This is a genomic window from Spirillospora sp. CA-294931 (genome assembly GCF_050946795.1).
In the GTDB taxonomy this organism is placed as follows: Bacteria; Actinomycetota; Actinomycetes; order Streptosporangiales; family Streptosporangiaceae; genus Spirillospora.
Window position 1 is genome coordinate 3,828,302 of the sequence record NZ_CP192006.1, and the last position, 15,531, is coordinate 3,843,832.

A 15,531-nucleotide genomic window follows, 5' to 3' on the forward strand; every position below is an offset into this window, starting at 1 on the left:
GGGCGGGACCCGCAGGATCACATTTGCTCCACCCCCACCGAATCACGGAGAACAAATGAAACGCCCCCACCTGCGTTCGTTCCGTTTTGCCCCCGTGGCGGTCGTCGTGGCCGCCCCTCTCGCGCTGGCGGCCGTGCCCGCCGACGCCGCCCCCGCCGCGCCGCTGACGCTCGCCGCCGCCGGACAGGGCATCGACGGGCAGTACATCGTCACGCTGAAGGACGGCGTCTCGGTCGGCGGCCTGATCTCCAAGAGCCGGGTCAGCACGCTGCACCGCTATGACAAGGCGATCAACGGCTTCGCCGCGCGGCTCTCGTCCGCGCAGGTCGCCAAGTTGCGCACCACCCCGGGTGTCAAGGCGATTGAGCAGGACGGCATCGCCCGGGCCACCGAGACCCAGTCCAACCCGCCGTCCTGGGGCCTGGACCGCATCGACCAGGCGCGCCTGCCGCTGTCGTCCAGCTACACCTACAACGGCAATGGCGCGGGCGTTAACGCCTACATCATCGACACCGGGCTCGCGGCCTCCCATTCCGACTTCGGCGGCCGGGCCAGGAACGTGTACGACTCCCAGGGCGGCAACGGGAACGACTGCAACGGTCACGGCACCCACGTCGCCGGAACCGTCGGCGGCGCGAAGCACGGCGTGGCCAAGGCCGTCAAGCTGCACGGCGTCCGCGTCCTGAACTGCCAGGCCACGGGCGCCTGGTCGGCCATCATCGCGGGCATCGACTGGGTGGCCAACAACCACGTGAAGCCCGCGGTCGCCAACCTGTCGATCGGGGGCGGACGGTCCAGCTCCGTCGACTCGGCGACCAACAACCTGGCGAGCAAGGGCGTGTTCGTGGCGGTCGCCGCCGGCAACGACAACAGGAACGCCTGCGACTACTCGCCCGCCGCCGCGGCCAACGCCACCACGGTCGCCTCCAGCACCAAGACCGACGCGAAGTCGTCCTTCAGCAACTACGGATCCTGCGTGGAGCTGTACGCGCCCGGTTCGGCCATCACCTCGACGTGGCTGAACGGCGGCACCAACACCATCAACGGCACCTCGATGGCCACCCCGCACGTCGCGGGCGTCGCGGCCCTGTACAAGGCCGCCAAGGGCGACGCCTCGTTCTCGACGATCCGCAGCTGGCTGACTTCCACCGCCACCAGCGGCGTGATCACCGGCAACCCCTCCGGCACCCCCAACAAGCTGCTCTACACCGGCGGCCTGTAGCCCCCGAAAGCCCGAGCCCCGCGAGGTCGCAGCCACGGCCTCGCGGGGCTCGCCCCTTCCCTCAGTCCCACTCCCAGCGGATGCCGTGCGTGCCCGGACGCAGGTCCGGCTCGGCCAGATGGACCATGTCCCAGCTGGTCACCCGCAGTTCCTGGACGTCGCTCGCCGGGGTCGAGAGGTTGGGCTGCCAGATCCGGTAGACGCGGGCCGGCAGCGCGGCCGGGTCGAACCGCACCTGGAGCACGTACTCGCGCAGGGGCACCTGGAACCAGCGCTGCCAGAAGGTCGTGGGCGGCCCGGCCTCGGCGTAGCCGAACTCGTACTCGACCACGCAGGTCTCGCCCCGCTCCAGCGGCCGCTCGAACAGCAGCTCCATCGCCGTCAGGCCCGCCTCGGGGTCGCTGCGGCGCCGTCCCGTCCGGCAGTAGGAGGAGCGGTGGCGGTCGGGCAGCAGGCCCATCTCGGCGTGGTGCAGGGCGATGTGCCGATCGGCGCCGTCCTCCAGCGCGCGGAACACGATCCGCGTGTGCACCGCGCGCTCGGTCCGGTCGGGGCCGACCTCGAAGCGCTCGTGGCAGCTCAGCCATTCGAGCCGCTCGTCCGCCGGACCCTCGATCTCGGCCAGCAGCCGTCCGACACCGTCGTGGGCGGAGGTGAGCTGGTCATAGGGCAGCACGTCGGGGAGGGCCCGGCCCCAGCGCCCCCGGGGGCGGGGCGGCCCGAGCCGCGCGACCAGCGAGGCGCCCGGCAGGCCGAGGATCTCCTCCAGGGCGCGGACGGCCTCCAGTGACCGCGTGCCCTCCGGCCGGCACTGCCCGCGCTGCCAGTTGCTCAGGCTGGCGAGGCTGACCCGGATGCCGCGCTCGGCGAGGCGATCGTGCAGGCGCTCCAGGCTGAGCCCGCGCGTTCGGATCGCCGTCCGCAGCGCCTCATCGAACGAATGCTCCCGCAGCACGGGTGAAACGGCGCTCGGTGCCATCGACGGGATCCTCCTGAAAGGCAGGGAGCGAACTGAACGATCGCCCCCCCGCAGTGAGCCCAAAATTACCGTAAGTCAGGACATTGGGGAGGAAAACCGTCAACTTGCAGGTAACTTCCATGTCAAGGTTTCTTGGAACGGTTCGTCGTCCGGTGCGCTCGTCCGGGGCGCGGTGGAGTCCCTCGGAGATTGATCATCCGCATGGAACAATCGGGTTTTCCGGCCGAGCGGTGGAGGCGACGATGAACGAGCTTGACCATGAGAAAGAGTTCGAGCTGGCCTGGAACGACCCGTCCAACACCCGGTACGAGCTGCCGCCCATCGACATCAACGCGGTGCTGGAGGAGCGCTACGAACCGGACGAACCGCTGATCTTCACCCGGACGCTGCTCTGGGACCTGGAGGTGCGCAAGGCCCGCCGCCCCGACGTGTTCATCCCCAACGTCGTCGCCGAGGGCAGCGCGGACTCCTGGGGCGGCGACGAGGTGTTCGTCCGCCGCTCGGACCAGCGCCTCTGGCTCGCGCCGGAGGAGCGGGGGCTCATCCTGGAGCAGACCTCCTTCGACCACGCGCGGCAGACGGTCACCTTCATCGGCGCCGCCGAACTTCCCGGCCCCGGCGGCGAGAACCTGGTGGCGACGACCAAGCAGCCGATCTTCCATGTCGAGCACGGCGTGGCCGGTGAGGAGCCGCGGCCGCTCAACACCTGGCGCATCGTCCACCTCACCGACGCGCCCGACCCCCGCGTCACCGCGGTCTTCGACGGGATCGCGGCGAACCCCTGGCTGCCGCTCTACGTCGAGATCTACATCCGCGACGTGCTCGGCATCGGCCTCACCCGCCGCGAGTGACGGCGGCGCGCTGGGCGTCCAGCCAGCGGTAGGTGGTCAGGATGTTGAGTTTGTGCAGCGAGTGGACGAGGGCCCGGAACGACTCCGGGGCGTGGGGGAGCGGCTCGATTCCCCATTTGGGGAGGGTCTCGTACATCTCCTCGACGGGGGTGCCCGCCTCCTTGCCCCGGTTCACCTCGGCGGCGAGATGCTCCAGGTAGGAGATCCAGGCTGAGATTCCGGGTTCCGCCGAACCCAGGTGGCCGTGGCCCGGGACCAGCGTCTCGACGTCCATCAGCGCCCGCATGGCGCGCAGGCTGCGGGCGTAGGTGACCGGGTCGCCGATGAGGGCCATCGGGGTCACACCGGCGGGCAGCACGAAGTTGCCGGTGAAGGCCACCCTGGCCGAGGGCACGTGGACGACGGTGTCACCGGCCCCGTTGCCCGGGCCCGGGTGCCACAGCCGGACGACCCGTCCGCCGAGGTCGATCTCGCAGAAGCGGTCGAACACCACGTCCGGCCTGCGCCAGGTGCGCACCTCGTCCAGCGAGGCGTCGCCGTACATGCTCTCGGCGCGCAGGCGCTTCTCCCTGGCCAGGTCGGTCATGGCTGCCTTGTTGGCGCGCGAGGAGAACAGGGTGACGTCCTCCCCGAAGGCCGTGTTCCCGAACGTGTGGTCACCGTGGTAGGTCGTGTTGACCAGGTACCTGATCGGCTTGTCGGTGAGGCTCGCCACGACGTCCTGGATGTGCCGCCCGATGCCGGGCGTGATGCCCGCGTCGACGACCAGCGCCGCCTTCTCGCCGACGATGAGGCCGTTGTTGTCCTTCGGCACCTCGTTGGCCATCAGGGCGTAGACGCCCTCGGCCAGCTGCCGCGGGCGCAACTCCAGACCGTCGGGGCTGAGGTTGGGGGCGACGAAGCCCGCCGGACGTTCGTCGAGCTCGTGCGGAACCATCATCGGTTGCTCCCGTCGGTGAGGGTCACGCGCAGGAAGAACCGCACGTGGTCGTCGACCAGCCGCCGCGCGGCGGCCAGGTCCTCGTCGGTCGCGCCGGCGTGCAGGTGCAGCAGCCTCGGGACCTGGAGCGGCGCGAAGAGCTCCCAGACAAGCTGCCGGGGCGGCACGTCGGCCCGGACGCGTCCGTCGTCCTGCCACCGCGCGAACGGTTCCTGGAGCCGGTCGCGCGCCGCCTCGATCGCCGAGGCCAGCACCGCGAGGCCGCCGCCGTCGCGCAGCAGGACGTCGACGAACCGCCGGGCCCGGGGCGCGGACCAGGCGTCCACGGCCCGCCCGGCCAGTTCGGGGACGCCGTCCCGGGGCCCCGCCTCGACCAGCGCGTCCACGTCCACGCGCAGGTGCTCGAACGAGGCCGGGCCCGCCTCGGTGAGCAGCGCGTCGTGGATCGCCTGCTTCCCGGCGAAGTGGCCGTAGATCGCGCTGTCGCGAACGCCGACCACGGCCGCGATCTGCCGCACGGTGGTCGCCGCGAACCCCTGGCGCGCGAACAGGTCCAGGGCCGCGTCCAGGAGCAGGTCGCGCGTGGCCGCCCCCTCGCTCTTGCGCGGCCGTCCCGGCCCTCGCGCGGTCTCGCTCATGGCTCAAATTTAGTGAGCGCTCACTAAGTTTGTCAAACCAAAAGACGCCCAGGAAAAGGCAAAGGTCTCTTTGTTGCGATGGCGGGGCTCTGGTACGCCTTTTTGCCGTCAATTGTTGATCGCTATGTGAAATATGTTCCTGGGTGGCGGGTTGTGCTCGGAGGGCAGGGTATGCCGATTCATGGATCCGGACGCTCTGTGCGTTTACGGCTACCGGTGGTGGTGCGGTCAAAGGGGTGCAAACTTCTCTTCGCAGGAAAGGGCCATGAGGGTGAACCGCCGCAGTGCAAGTACGAGTCGAGGCAGCGATACCTACGTGACGACCCGGGAGGTGGTGGTCACCCGCCTGACCGCGCGGTTCTCCTGCCTCTCGGCCGAGGCCGTGCGGCGCTGCGTCGACGATCTCTGCTCCTGCTGCAGCCATCTCGGCGAGTCGCCGGACGCCGCCGTGATCGAGCGGCTGGCGGTCTCGCGGCTCACCGGTGTGGTCAAGGGATGCCCCCCGGACGATCTTCCCGCCGCTCCGCGCCGCGCGTCGGCCCTGTCATGAGGCGGCCCAGGACGCCGACGCTCCAGATCGGGGCCCAGCGGGACTTCATCGTGCTCGCGCCCCGTTCCGAGCTGACCTGGAACAACTACGCGCAGCTCAGGCAGTCGCTCTGCGAGGGCCTGGTCACGGCCGACCGGCGGTGCCGCACCGGAGTGGTGGTCGACCTGTCCGGGGCGACCCTGCCGGACACCTCCGGGCTGTGGCTGCTCGCCCGGACCAGCACGCGTGCGGGACTGCTCGGACTGCTGCTCCGCGTCGTCGTCCCCGCGCGGGACACCGGGCTGCGCGAGACGCTGCGCGCGATCGGGCTCGACGGGCTCGTCCAGGTGTACGCCCGGCTCGGCGACGCGCTGGAGCCTCCCGTCTCCCCGGTCGCGCGGGTGCGCGCGACCGCTCCGGTCCGGGACGCCGCCGATGTGCTGGACGCCATCCGCGACCTGCGCGGGAACGGCGCCGGTCCGCCGCTCGACCCGCCGCCGTCCGACTTAAGGATCGCCATGGCCACCCGGCCCGACGACCAGCACACGCAGCTGACCGTGCGCGGCGTCCTGGACCACGTCACGCTCGGCCACCTGGGGGCCAGGCTCACCTCGCTGGTCGACAGGAACCTCCACCATCTCGTGGTGCGCCTGCACCGCGAGCTGAAGGTGCAGGTCAACCCGCTGCCGGTGCTCCTTGGCATCCGGTGGCGCGTCGCCGCCCAGGGCGGATGCCTGTCGCTGCCGCTGCTGCCCGACCGGCTCCGGCTCACGGTCGACCGCGAGGGGCTGGCCTCGGCCTTCCGCTCCTGCCAGCCGTCCCGCGGGCTGCCAGGCGCGGCGCTCGTCCCGAGCCTGGACGTCAGCGCGGCCCTGGTCGACGCGGGCCCGTGACCGGTCAGCGCCGCTCGTAGAGGCTGAGGACCAGCCGCCGGACCTGGCGGCGCTCGACCAGGACGTACGGGCCGACCGCCTGGGCGCGGGCGGCGATCTTCCCCTCGTCCTGAGGCGTGGCGGGGCCCTTGTGGCCCAGGCCGCCGAGCAGCCACACCCGGCGGAACGGCCTCAGCCGGGCCCTGAGTTCGTGGTCCGGGACGGGGACGCCGTCGATGGTGGCCGAGACGCGCGGGGACCGGGCCATGCCGACGTCCCGCAGGCGCGAGAACGCGGCCGGGTACGCCATGGACATGCTGCGGCCGAAGCCTTCGAGGTAGACCACGGCGTCGCCCGGTTCGACCAGCGCGCCCAGGGTTCGCTCGGTGCCGCGCAGGTCGTCCAGATGACCCCGGGGATGCCGGACGGCCGCGTGCGACGGCGCCGCGACCGCCACGACGGCGACCAGCACGGCGGCCTGGACCGGGAACCGGAACCGGGCCAGCCCGGCACCGCCGAGCAGCGCCGCGGCGGGCAGGCAGAACAGGATGTACCGCACGTTGTACAGCGGATGCACCAGCGAGAACGAGAGCAGCACGACCGGTGGGAGCAGCAGCCACGGGACCGCCAGCGCCACCACCGGCGCGGTGCCCCAGGAGCGCACCAGCAGCGCGATCGGGATGAGCAGCCCCAGCGAGCCGGTCAGCGCCATCAGGGCCTCTTCGGCCTCGGTCGGTCCGGGAGCGCGCATCCAGGCGATCGCGACCCGCTGGGTGCTGGCCAGCAGCGCCAGGGGAGCGACGGCGGCCCCGGCCGCGGCCACCGCCGCGAGCCAGCGGAGCCACAGCGCCCGGCCGCGCACGAGCAGGCTCGTCCCGTGCGCCGCGACCAGCAGCAGCGCGAGCAGGTGCGCGATCCCCAGCAGGGCGATCATCGCCCCGTACACGGCGAACCACCGCCACGAACCGGACTCCGTCGCGACCACCAGCACGAGGGTCGCCAGCACCGCGATGGCCATCACCAGCGCGTAGGACCGGGCGTCCTGTCCCGCCCGCGAGAACATCGGCGCGGCTACGCAGAGCAGCCCGGCGAGCACCCCGGCCCGCGCCGAGGCGAGCCGCGCGCCGATCGCGGCGACGCCCCCCGCCGTCACCGCCCCGGCGATCGCCGAGGGCAGCCGCAGCACCCACTCGGCGGTGCCGAAGGCGGAGATGAGCGGATGCATCAGCAGGTAGTACAGCCCGTGGACGGCGTCGACGTTGCCGAGCAGGCGCAGGATGTCACCGACGGGACGCCGGGCGACCGAGACCGTCGCGGCCTCGTCCCGCCACAGCGACGGCGTGCCGAGCCCGGTCAGCAGGACCGCGAGCGCGACCCCGGCGGGGGCCAGCCAGACCCATCGGGACGCGGGCTCCGGATACGCGCCGCGAACGAGCACTCTGGCGTGCCGGGTGGATTCGCCGGTTCTGGCCACCATCGTCTGCGGCTCCCCCGAGCTCGACTCGATTGGTCCTCGCGCCGCGCCGCGTGGAGGCGGCCGAGACGAGCCATGATCCGTTCGCCGGGATTCTGGCACGGGGGGCGGACGTCCGGCCGTGATGTCATGAAATTCAGACAGAAGCGCGAAAAATGAGGAGGCAGTGCCGCGACGCGTTTCCCTAAGGTGGCCTCATGACCAACGAGCAGGCGCCGAGCGTGCGCGTGGACAGCTGGATCTGGTCGGTGCGGCTGAGCAAGACCCGCTCCCTGGCCTCGGGCGCCTGCCGGGGCGGCCATGTCCGGGTGAACGGGCGGTCGGTCAAGCCCTCGCACGCGGTCCGGGTCGGCGACGAGGTCAGGGTCCGCCAGGAGGGCTGGGAGCGCGTCGTGATCGTCTCCAGGCTCGTCACCAAGCGGGTCGGCGCCCCGGTGGCCGCCGAGTGCTACGTCGACAAGAGCCCTCCGCCGCCCCCGCGCGAGCAGTTGATCCCCGTCGCGCTGCGCGAGCGCGGCGCGGGCCGTCCGACCAAGCGCGAGCGCCGCAGCATCGACAGGCTCTTCGGCCGCGCCGAAGGCTGAGGCCCGCGCCCGCATACGCGGTGCATGTGGTATCCCCGGCGGATCGAGGCGGCCATGTCGGCCGCGTCCGATCCGTGGGACGCCGCGACGGCGGGCATGGACGCCTTCCTCGACGTGTGCGCCGAGCCGGACTACCGGGAGATCGTCCTGCTCCAGGGGCCGATCGCGCTGGGCCGGCGACGCCGGCGCGAGCTCGACCGGCGCCATCTGGGCCACCTGCTGGTGTCCGCCACGCGGTCGCTGGTGGACGGCGGTCTCGTCCAGGACCATCCCGGCGGCCTGCTCGCCGCCGCGATCTACGGGAGCCGCACCGAGCTCTCACTGGCCGTCGCCGACTCCGACGCCCCAGAGACCGATCGCGCCGACGCCGCCCGCCTGGCCCGCGGCCTTCTCGCGGGCCTGGCCCCGTAAGGACAGGAGCCCCATTTGTCCGAGCGGGACGGCATACTTGGCGCGTGATCGATGAGGTTCAGCGGACGAATCTTCGTGAGCACCTGAGGCTGCTGCTCGCGCTGGGGGAGGACGACTTCGACGGCGTCGTCCGGGGCGGTGTGGAGTACCTGCGCGGCACCGCCGACGAGGCCGAGGTGGCGGAGCTGGCGCGGGAGTTCGCCGTCGAGGAGTTCGCGGGCTATCTGGCCGAGCAGGAGACCTGGCCCGAGGTGCTGGAGTCGGATCGGGTCCTGCGCGCGTTCCGCGACCTCGACCTCGCGGGAATCGTGGCCAGGGCCGACTACGCGTGCTGCCAGAACTGCGGCATCGCCGAGATCGGCGGCCAGGTGCCCGCCGACGAGCACGACGCCTACCGCGGCTACGCGTTCTGCCACCGGCAGGACATGGCCGGCGCCGTGACCGGCGACGGCCTCTACCTGGCCTTCGGAATCTTCACCGACGCCGACCCTCCGGCCGAGCAGGCCGCCATCGGCGCGGAGGTGGCCGCGGCGCTGCGCGACCGCGGCCTGGAGGTGACCTGGAACGGCGACACCGGCGCGCGGATCGAGGTCCCGCTCACCTGGCGGCGGCCGCGCTTCGGGCCGTTCGCCGCCTGGCCGGACGGGCCCGAGGCGTCCTCCTCCGGGCCCCTTCTGGGCTCCTACTGCGACTACCGGCGCGGCCGCCACATCGACGAGTCCGTGCCGATGTCGCTGGCCGAGGCCAAGGCCGTCCTGCTGGAGCTGACGCCCCGGGAGAACAACTTCGCCGTCTTCGAGGGCGAGTCGGGCGAGGTCGTCCAGGTGTTCTGGGAGAAGGGCCGGCGGCTGTGGCTGGAATCGCCCGACCCGGAGAGCCGCTCGTCCCGGGGACGCCATGTCACCCCGGACGAGGCCGACGACGTGGTGACCGTCCTCGCCCGGGAGGGCCGCGCCGACCTCGAACGCCTGGGCGACCTGCGGGACGTGCCTTGGGAGGGCTGACCGGGTCTTACCCGGCGAGAGCCGAGTCGTAGGCGGCCTGCATCCGTTCCATGGCGGTGGGCCCGTCCGGCGCGGGCCGCCTGCGCGCCCGCGGGCCGAGATGGGTCTCGCGCAGCTCGTCCATGAAGGCCTCCCACAGCGGCGGGCCGCCCTCGGCGAGCACCCGCGTGCGGGCGGCGGGGCCGTCGTCCACCGGGAGATGCCGCACGCCCCAGGTGCTGAGCTGGGCGAAGACGGGCACCAGCTCGATCGCCGGCTCGGTCAGGCTGTAGGTGACCTTCTGCTTGTGCGAGGGATTCCCGGCCTTGGTCAGCAGCCCGTGCTCGACCAGCAGCGCGAGCCGGTCGGCCAGGATGTTCGACGAGATCCCCTCGGGCCCGGCCAGCAGTTCGCGGAAGTGCCGTGCCCCGGTGAAGATCACGTCGCGCAGGACCAGCAGGGTCCAGCGGTCGCCGAAGATCTCCAGCGACAGGTTGACCGGGCATCCCGACCGCATGCTCTTGCGCACCGCACTCTCCTTCGTACCGGTTGCAGATTAGCACCGGTTGTTTCTAGGGTAGGAACCCACACTGGTTGCAAAGCAAGAGCAGTCCGAGGAGGCGCAGATGGTGTCCGAGAACCTGCCCGACGTGGTGTCGCGCGAGGAGTGGCTCGCCGCCCGCAAGGAACTGCTGGTGAAGGAGAAAGAGCTCACCAAGGCCCGCGACCGGCTGAACGCCGACCGGCGCCGGCTGCCGATGGTCCGGGTCGACAAGCCGTACGTGTTCGAGGGCCCGGACGGCCCGGTGGGCCTCATCGACCTGTTCGAGGGCCGCCGCCAGCTGGTCATGCACCACTTCATGTGGACGTTCGACGTGGACGCCGAAGGGAACGAGCGGCCCGGCGACAGCACCTGTCCCAACTGCGCGGCCAGCGCGGACGGCATCTCCCAGCTCTCGCAGCTGCACGCCAGGAACACCACGCTCGTCGCGGTGTCGCGCGGGCCGTACGACAAGATCGCCGCCTACCGCGAGCGGATGGGGTGGACCTTCCCCTGGTACTCCTCGGCCGGAAGCGACTTCAACTACGACTTCCACGCCACCTTGAACAGCCGGGTCGCCCCGGTGCTGTTCAACTACCGCACCGAGGCCGAGCTCGCGGCGGCGGGCACCCCGTGGGAGGACGACGAGGAGGGCGGCGAATGGCCGGGCATCAGCGCCTTCCTCCGCGTTGACGACGCGGTCTACCACACCTACTCCACCTTCGGGCGCGGGATCGAGTTCTCCTGGGCGGGCAGCCCCTACCTCGACCTCACCGCGCTGGGCCGCCAGGAGGAATGGGAGGAGCCCAAGGGTCGCGCGACCCCGCTCGGCCTCCAGGCCGGGGGCCCCTCCGTCCGCTTCCCGGACGAGTACGACGCCTGAGTGCCGGCCGTCACACCTCCGGCCGCCGCTCCGGGGGTTGCGCTCAACTCGGGTTGAGTTAGGAGGGTTGCGTTCTGCCTCGCCACCGCTCAGAGGTGGCGGGCTCCAGGAGGTGGAACGTGACACAAGCGTGGACGGCGACCGGAGCCGCCAGGGCGCTGCGGGACGGGACGGCGACCAGCGTCGGGCTCACCAAGGCGGCCCTCGCCGCGGCCGACGAGGCCGACCGGCGGCTCGGAATCTACCTGGCGCGCTTCGACGAGCGGGCGCTGGAGGCGGCCGAGCGCGCGGACGAGGAACTGGCGCGCGGCATCGATCGCGGGCCGCTGCACGGGATCCCGATCGGCGTCAAGGACACCATCGCGGCGGCCGACGGTCCCACCACCGGGCAGAGCCTGGTCCTGGACCCGGCCTGGGGAGCCGGACGCGACGCCACCGTGGTGGCGCGGCTGCGCGCGGGCGGCGCGGTCGTCACCGGGAAGACGACGGCGATGGAGTTCGGCTGCGGGCTGCCGGACGCGGCCAAGCCCTTCCCGTTCCCGCGCAACCCCTGGCAGCCCGAGCTGTGGGCCGGGGGATCCAGCTCGGGCACCGCGAGCGGCGTCGCGGCGGGGACGTTCCTGGCGGGGCTCGGCAGCGACACCGGCGGCAGCATCCGGATGCCCGCCGCGTTCTGCGGGGTGAGCGGGCTGATGCCGACGTTCGGGCGGGTGCCCGAGGCGGGCTGCCTGCCGCTCGGGTACAGCCTCGACCGGGTCGGCCCGCTGGCCCGCTCCGCTCGGGACTGCTCGGCCGTGCTGTCGGTGATCGCGGACGTCCCGTACACCGAGCCCCGGTTCGACGGGGACCTGAGTGGGATGCGGGTCGGGGTCGTCCGGGAGCACCACTTCCCCGAGGACGGCGACCCGGCGCTGCCGGAGGCGTTCGACACGGCCGTGTCGGTCCTCGCCGGTCTGGGCGCCACACCGGTCGACGTGACGCTCCCGTACTGGTGGGAGCTGATCGCCTCGATGTTCGTGACCGCGACCAGCGAGGGCCTGGCCTTCCACGGCGCCGACCTGCCGCGCCGCTGGGACGACTACTTCACGGCCTCGCGCGGGCTGCTGGCGATGGGCGCCCTGGTGTCGGGCGCCGAGTACGTCCAGGCGCAACGGGTGCGGCGGGTCGCGCAGGAGGCGGTGGACGCGCTGTTCGGCGAGGTGGACGTGATCGTGTGCCCCACCGCGTCCGTCGGGGCGCCACCGTTCGGCGACCTCGCGAACGCGGCGGGCCACCAGGACAACGCGGGCCTGTTCGCGAAGATCTACACGCCGTACTGGAACCCGCTGGCCAACCCGGTGCTCGCGGTCCCGATGGGCTTCACCGCGTCGGGACTGCCGCTGTCGATGCAGATCGCGGGCCCGGTCTGGGGGGAGGCGGCCGTTCTCGGCGTCGGCGACGCGTACCAGCGGCGCACCGGCTGGCACTCGCGCGTCCCCGTCCCGGCCCGGACGGACGCCCGGCACGACGGACGGCCACGCCCGCCGGAGCGCGAGGACCCGGCGGTCACCGCGCGGGTGCGGACCCTGCTGGACGCCGCCCGGCTTCCGGCGGACGAGCGGGAGATCGCCGGGCTGTCGGCGTCCTACGCCGCGACCCGCCCGGTGGTGGACGGGCTGTTCGACATCCCGGCCGCCCGTCACGCCCGGCCCGTGCTGACCCGCCACGTGCCCGACCCGGAGGTGTCCGCGTGAGCGGCCAGGTCGCCATGGCGGCGCCGCCCGCCGATCCGGCCGTCCGGCGCCGCGAGCGGCTGGTGATGGCGCTGGCCTGCGCGGGGGCGTTCGTCGTCATCCTGGACGCCACGATCGTGTCGGTGGCGCTGCCCGACATCCGGGGCGCGCTCGGTTTCTCACCGGCCACGCTGCCCTGGGTGGTCAACGCCTACACCCTCGCGTTCGCGGGCCTGCTGCTGCTCGGCGGCCGGTGCGCGGACGTGTTCGGCCGCCGGACGATGCTGCTGGCCGGGATGGCCATCTTCACGGTCGCCCGGCTGGCCTGCGGTCTGGCCGTCACCCCGGAGATGCTGCTGGTCGCCAGGGCGGTGCAGGGCGCGGGCGGCGCGCTGCTGATGCCGGTGACGCTGTCGCTGCTGACCGCGACGTTCACCGATCCGGCCAGGCGGGCGCGGATGCTCGGCACCTGGAGCGCGGTCGGCGCGGCCGGTGCCGCGTCCGGTCCGGTGCTCGGCGGCGTGCTGATCCAGGGGGCGGGCTGGCGGTGGGTGTTCTTCGTGACCGTCCCCCTCGGGATGCTCATCATGATCGTCGCCGCGCGCGAGCTGCCCCGGCAGGAGACGGCGGGGCCGCGTCCCCGCCTGGACCTGGTGGGCGCCGCGCTGGCCACCGCCGGGCTGGCCGGAGTGGTGTACGGCGTGATGCGGGCCGGTGTCGCGGGCTGGGCGAGCCCGGAGGTCGTCGGCTCGCTGGCCGGGGGCGCGGTGCTGCTGGGCGTCCTCCTGCCGCACCAGGCGCGATGGGCCGGGGACCCGCTCGTGGCGCTGGGGATCTTCCGGCTGCGCGCGGTGAGCAGCGGCAACGTGGTGATGTTCCTGCACGGCCTGGGCTTCTTCGCCAGCCCGATCCTGCTGTCGCTCTACCTTCAGGACGTGCACCACTGGTCGCCCCTGCGGGCCGGTCTCGGGTACCTGCCGGTCGGCATCGCGATGTTCGCCGGGGCCCAGGCCGCCGGGCCGCTGACCGTGCGGCTGGGGGCGCGCCGCGCGACCGTGGCGTGCTGCCTGGCGGGCGCGGCCGGGTTCGTCGGCGTGGCGGCGTTCCTCGGCGTGGACGGCTCCTACGTGCTGACCGTGGTGGTCGCGGGCGGCCTGTTCGGGTTCGGGACGGCCGCGGCGTTCACCCCGATCACGGTGGCGGCGACCAGCGGCGTCCCCGCCGGGCAGAACGGGCTGGCCGCGGGCGTGCTCAACACCGTCCGGCAGACCAGCGGCGCGGTGGGGCTCGCCGTCCTCAGCACGGCCTCGGCCGCGGCCGCGAGCGGCTGGGCCGCCGCGCATCCCGGCGGGGGCGGCCGGGACGCCCCGGCCGCGCTGGCGCACGGCCACACCGTCGCCTTCCTCGTCTCCGCCGGGTGCGTGGCCGCCGCCGCTCTCGTGGCGGCCCTGACGATGCCCGCTGACGCGAACCGGTGAGCGTGCCCCGCGGGGGGGCGCGCGCACCGGTGCCCGGTCAGCCGAGGCTCACCAGGAGGTCGTAGACGAAGTAGGCGTCGACGCGTTCGTCGCCGTGGCGGTATCTCCGGAAGGTTCGGTTCTCCCGGCCGCCCCGGTCGAGTTTCTCGATCGGGGGGCCGAGGAACGCCTCGGCCTCGGGGAGCAGCACGTTCCAGGGACGGAGTTCGGCCAGCGATCGCATCGGCCGCGCCTCCCTGCGGACGAAGCGCCGGTCGGTGACGAACCTGGCGTCGTCCGCCGTGACCGCGAACCACAGGTCGGGCCAGAGCGGGAGGCCGAACCAGAAGACATTGCCCGGAATGGGGAGCGGGCTCCCCAGGACCGCCGACAGCTCGCCGACCTTCGGCAGGCCCCGGTCGAGCCACGCCTCCAGCTTCGCTTTCGCCGCCACCTGCGCGCGCTGATCGTTGTAGGGGGCGGGCAGGGACGTCTCGGGTCCGCCGGGCCCCACCGAGCGCAGCGCCGACACCAGGTACAGCTGGAACTCCTCGACGGACGCGTCGGGCGCCGTCGCGGCGTCGGGGTCGACGTAGGCCCGGCAGGCACCGCACCACCATTCCTCGGCCATCGGCATGCAGCCGCCGAGATGGACCTCGCCGCGTTGCGCGGCCTCGTGCAGCTCGGGCCCCGGAAGCCCATAGGCGATGGGCACCAGCGTCCTGTCGCACCGCGCGCACTTGGGGCTCATGACGTCCTCCTCAACGTTGCCGCGCGAGCATTGTGGCGCGTTTTCAGCGCGGCCGCGTCCAGCTCTCGGCCAGGGCGACGAGGTCGTCGAGGGCCGCCTCGGCCCGCTCCCGGTCGCCGGTGGTCAGGTAGTCGGTCTGCAGGCCCGCGTAGGCGGCGTTGAGCAGGGTGGCGCGGCGGTGGGCGGCATCGGCGGGGACGCCGTGGGCGCGCAGGACCCCGGCGACGAAGTCGGCCCGGTCGCTGAGCATCTTCGGGACGTAGGGGCCGGAGAGGCGCCCGGCCGCCGCCAGCCCCTCGATCTCGTGCAGGAGCCGGACCAGCCGAAGGTCCTCGGCCAGGTGCCATTCCCAGGACGCGCGGATGATCTCGCCCAAGCCGGGGCGGCCCGTCAGACCGGCGCGGCCCGTCCCGTCGGACAGGGCGTTCAGGCGGCCGCGCTGCACCTGGTCGAGGTGGCCGAGCACGGCGGTGACCAGCTCGTCCTTGGTGGCGAAGTGGTGGGTGAGCACGTAGGTGCTGTGCCCGAGGGCCTTGGCCAGGGGACGCAGGGAGAGCCCGGCGATCCCGTGCTCGGCCAGGTACTCGACGATCGCGTCGAGCAGGTCGGCCCGGCGCTGCGGGTCGCGAGGTCGGGCCACGTCGGTTCTCCCGGGGTCGGCTGCGGTCCACCTTATTCACATGACGGTCGTTATGCTAATCTGC

At 72.8% G+C, this 15,531-nt stretch carries 17 protein-coding genes; 10 read left to right on the forward strand and 7 right to left on the reverse strand.

The window, feature by feature from the left end:
* The first annotated feature begins 55 nt into the window (after positions 1–55).
* Positions 56–1,222: a S8 family peptidase gene (locus ACQPY4_RS17020; RefSeq protein ID WP_433337399.1), complete on the forward strand. Its 1,167-nt coding sequence runs from the start codon at positions 56–58 to the stop codon at positions 1,220–1,222.
* A gap of 61 nt (positions 1,223–1,283) precedes the next feature.
* Here the strand turns inward: ACQPY4_RS17020 and ACQPY4_RS17025 are convergent, their stop codons facing one another.
* Positions 1,284–2,201, reverse strand: a complete 918-nt coding sequence (locus ACQPY4_RS17025) for a helix-turn-helix domain-containing protein (RefSeq protein WP_433337401.1) — start codon at positions 2,199–2,201, stop codon at positions 1,284–1,286.
* 242 nt (positions 2,202–2,443) lie between these two features.
* Here ACQPY4_RS17025 and ACQPY4_RS17030 point away from each other — a divergent pair, with 242 nt between their 5' ends.
* Positions 2,444–3,052, forward strand: coding sequence for a hypothetical protein (locus ACQPY4_RS17030; protein ID WP_433337403.1), 609 nt, complete (start codon positions 2,444–2,446; stop codon positions 3,050–3,052).
* Here ACQPY4_RS17030 and ACQPY4_RS17035 read toward each other — a convergent pair.
* Both ACQPY4_RS17035 and ACQPY4_RS17040 read right to left on the reverse strand, forming a co-directional pair.
* The gene (locus ACQPY4_RS17035) at positions 3,036–3,992 is read right to left on the reverse strand and encodes an MBL fold metallo-hydrolase (protein WP_433337405.1); all 957 of its coding nucleotides are present in this window, start codon (positions 3,990–3,992) and stop codon (positions 3,036–3,038) included. The genes ACQPY4_RS17030 and ACQPY4_RS17035 overlap by 17 nt on opposite strands.
* A complete protein-coding gene (locus tag ACQPY4_RS17040; protein WP_433337407.1) occupies positions 3,989–4,630 on the reverse strand; it encodes a TetR/AcrR family transcriptional regulator in 642 nt (213 codons plus the stop codon). The genes ACQPY4_RS17035 and ACQPY4_RS17040 overlap by 4 nt, the downstream gene beginning before the upstream one ends.
* Before the next feature lie 316 nt (positions 4,631–4,946).
* Between ACQPY4_RS17040 and ACQPY4_RS17045 the strand changes: the two genes are divergently transcribed.
* Positions 4,947–5,180 carry a hypothetical protein gene (locus tag ACQPY4_RS17045; RefSeq protein WP_433337409.1) on the forward strand — a complete coding sequence of 78 codons (234 nt, stop codon included), beginning with the start codon at positions 4,947–4,949 and terminating at the stop codon, positions 5,178–5,180.
* Complete coding sequence (locus ACQPY4_RS17050; protein ID WP_433337411.1) at positions 5,177–6,052, forward strand: STAS domain-containing protein; 876 nt, start codon at positions 5,177–5,179, stop codon at positions 6,050–6,052. The genes ACQPY4_RS17045 and ACQPY4_RS17050 overlap by 4 nt, the downstream gene beginning before the upstream one ends.
* Before the next feature lie 4 nt (positions 6,053–6,056).
* On the opposite strand, the gene ACQPY4_RS17055 is transcribed toward ACQPY4_RS17050, so the two are convergent.
* A complete protein-coding gene (locus ACQPY4_RS17055; RefSeq protein WP_433337413.1) occupies positions 6,057–7,508 on the reverse strand; it encodes a glycosyltransferase family 39 protein in 1,452 nt (483 codons plus the stop codon).
* Positions 7,509–7,702: 194 nt separating this feature from the next.
* Between ACQPY4_RS17055 and ACQPY4_RS17060 the strand changes: the two genes are divergently transcribed.
* The 3 genes from ACQPY4_RS17060 to ACQPY4_RS17070 are packed head-to-tail and all read left to right on the forward strand — an operon-like array spanning position 7,703 to position 9,504.
* Entirely contained in the window at positions 7,703–8,089 is a 387-nt protein-coding gene (locus tag ACQPY4_RS17060; RefSeq protein WP_433337415.1) for an RNA-binding S4 domain-containing protein, read from the forward strand.
* A gap of 24 nt (positions 8,090–8,113) precedes the next feature.
* Complete coding sequence (locus ACQPY4_RS17065; protein WP_433337417.1) at positions 8,114–8,500, forward strand: hypothetical protein; 387 nt, start codon at positions 8,114–8,116, stop codon at positions 8,498–8,500.
* A 44-nt stretch (positions 8,501–8,544) separates the two neighbouring features.
* A complete protein-coding gene (locus ACQPY4_RS17070) occupies positions 8,545–9,504 on the forward strand; it encodes a DUF6891 domain-containing protein (protein ID WP_433337419.1) in 960 nt (319 codons plus the stop codon).
* A gap of 7 nt (positions 9,505–9,511) precedes the next feature.
* Here ACQPY4_RS17070 and ACQPY4_RS17075 read toward each other — a convergent pair whose 3' ends face one another.
* A complete protein-coding gene (locus tag ACQPY4_RS17075) occupies positions 9,512–10,012 on the reverse strand; it encodes a winged helix-turn-helix transcriptional regulator (RefSeq protein WP_433337421.1) in 501 nt (166 codons plus the stop codon).
* A gap of 97 nt (positions 10,013–10,109) precedes the next feature.
* On the opposite strand from ACQPY4_RS17075, the gene ACQPY4_RS17080 reads away from it, so the two are divergent.
* From ACQPY4_RS17080 to ACQPY4_RS17090, 3 genes are all read left to right on the forward strand, one after another.
* Complete coding sequence (locus tag ACQPY4_RS17080) at positions 10,110–10,907, forward strand: DUF899 domain-containing protein (protein ID WP_433337423.1); 798 nt, start codon at positions 10,110–10,112, stop codon at positions 10,905–10,907.
* 119 nt (positions 10,908–11,026) lie between these two features.
* Positions 11,027–12,640 (forward strand): amidase, encoded by a 1,614-nt coding sequence (locus ACQPY4_RS17085; RefSeq protein WP_433337425.1) that lies wholly within the window; start codon positions 11,027–11,029, stop codon positions 12,638–12,640.
* Positions 12,637–14,097 carry a DHA2 family efflux MFS transporter permease subunit gene (locus ACQPY4_RS17090; protein ID WP_433337427.1) on the forward strand — a complete coding sequence of 487 codons (1,461 nt, stop codon included), beginning with the start codon at positions 12,637–12,639 and terminating at the stop codon, positions 14,095–14,097. The genes ACQPY4_RS17085 and ACQPY4_RS17090 overlap by 4 nt, the downstream gene beginning before the upstream one ends.
* Positions 14,098–14,134: 37 nt before the next feature.
* On the opposite strand, the gene ACQPY4_RS17095 is transcribed toward ACQPY4_RS17090, so the two are convergent.
* Both ACQPY4_RS17095 and ACQPY4_RS17100 read right to left on the reverse strand, forming a co-directional pair.
* Positions 14,135–14,827, reverse strand: coding sequence for a hypothetical protein (locus ACQPY4_RS17095; protein ID WP_433337429.1), 693 nt, complete (start codon positions 14,825–14,827; stop codon positions 14,135–14,137).
* A gap of 43 nt (positions 14,828–14,870) precedes the next feature.
* Positions 14,871–15,467: a TetR/AcrR family transcriptional regulator gene (locus ACQPY4_RS17100; protein ID WP_433337431.1), complete on the reverse strand. Its 597-nt coding sequence runs from the start codon at positions 15,465–15,467 to the stop codon at positions 14,871–14,873.
* Positions 15,468–15,531: the final 64 nt, after the last annotated feature.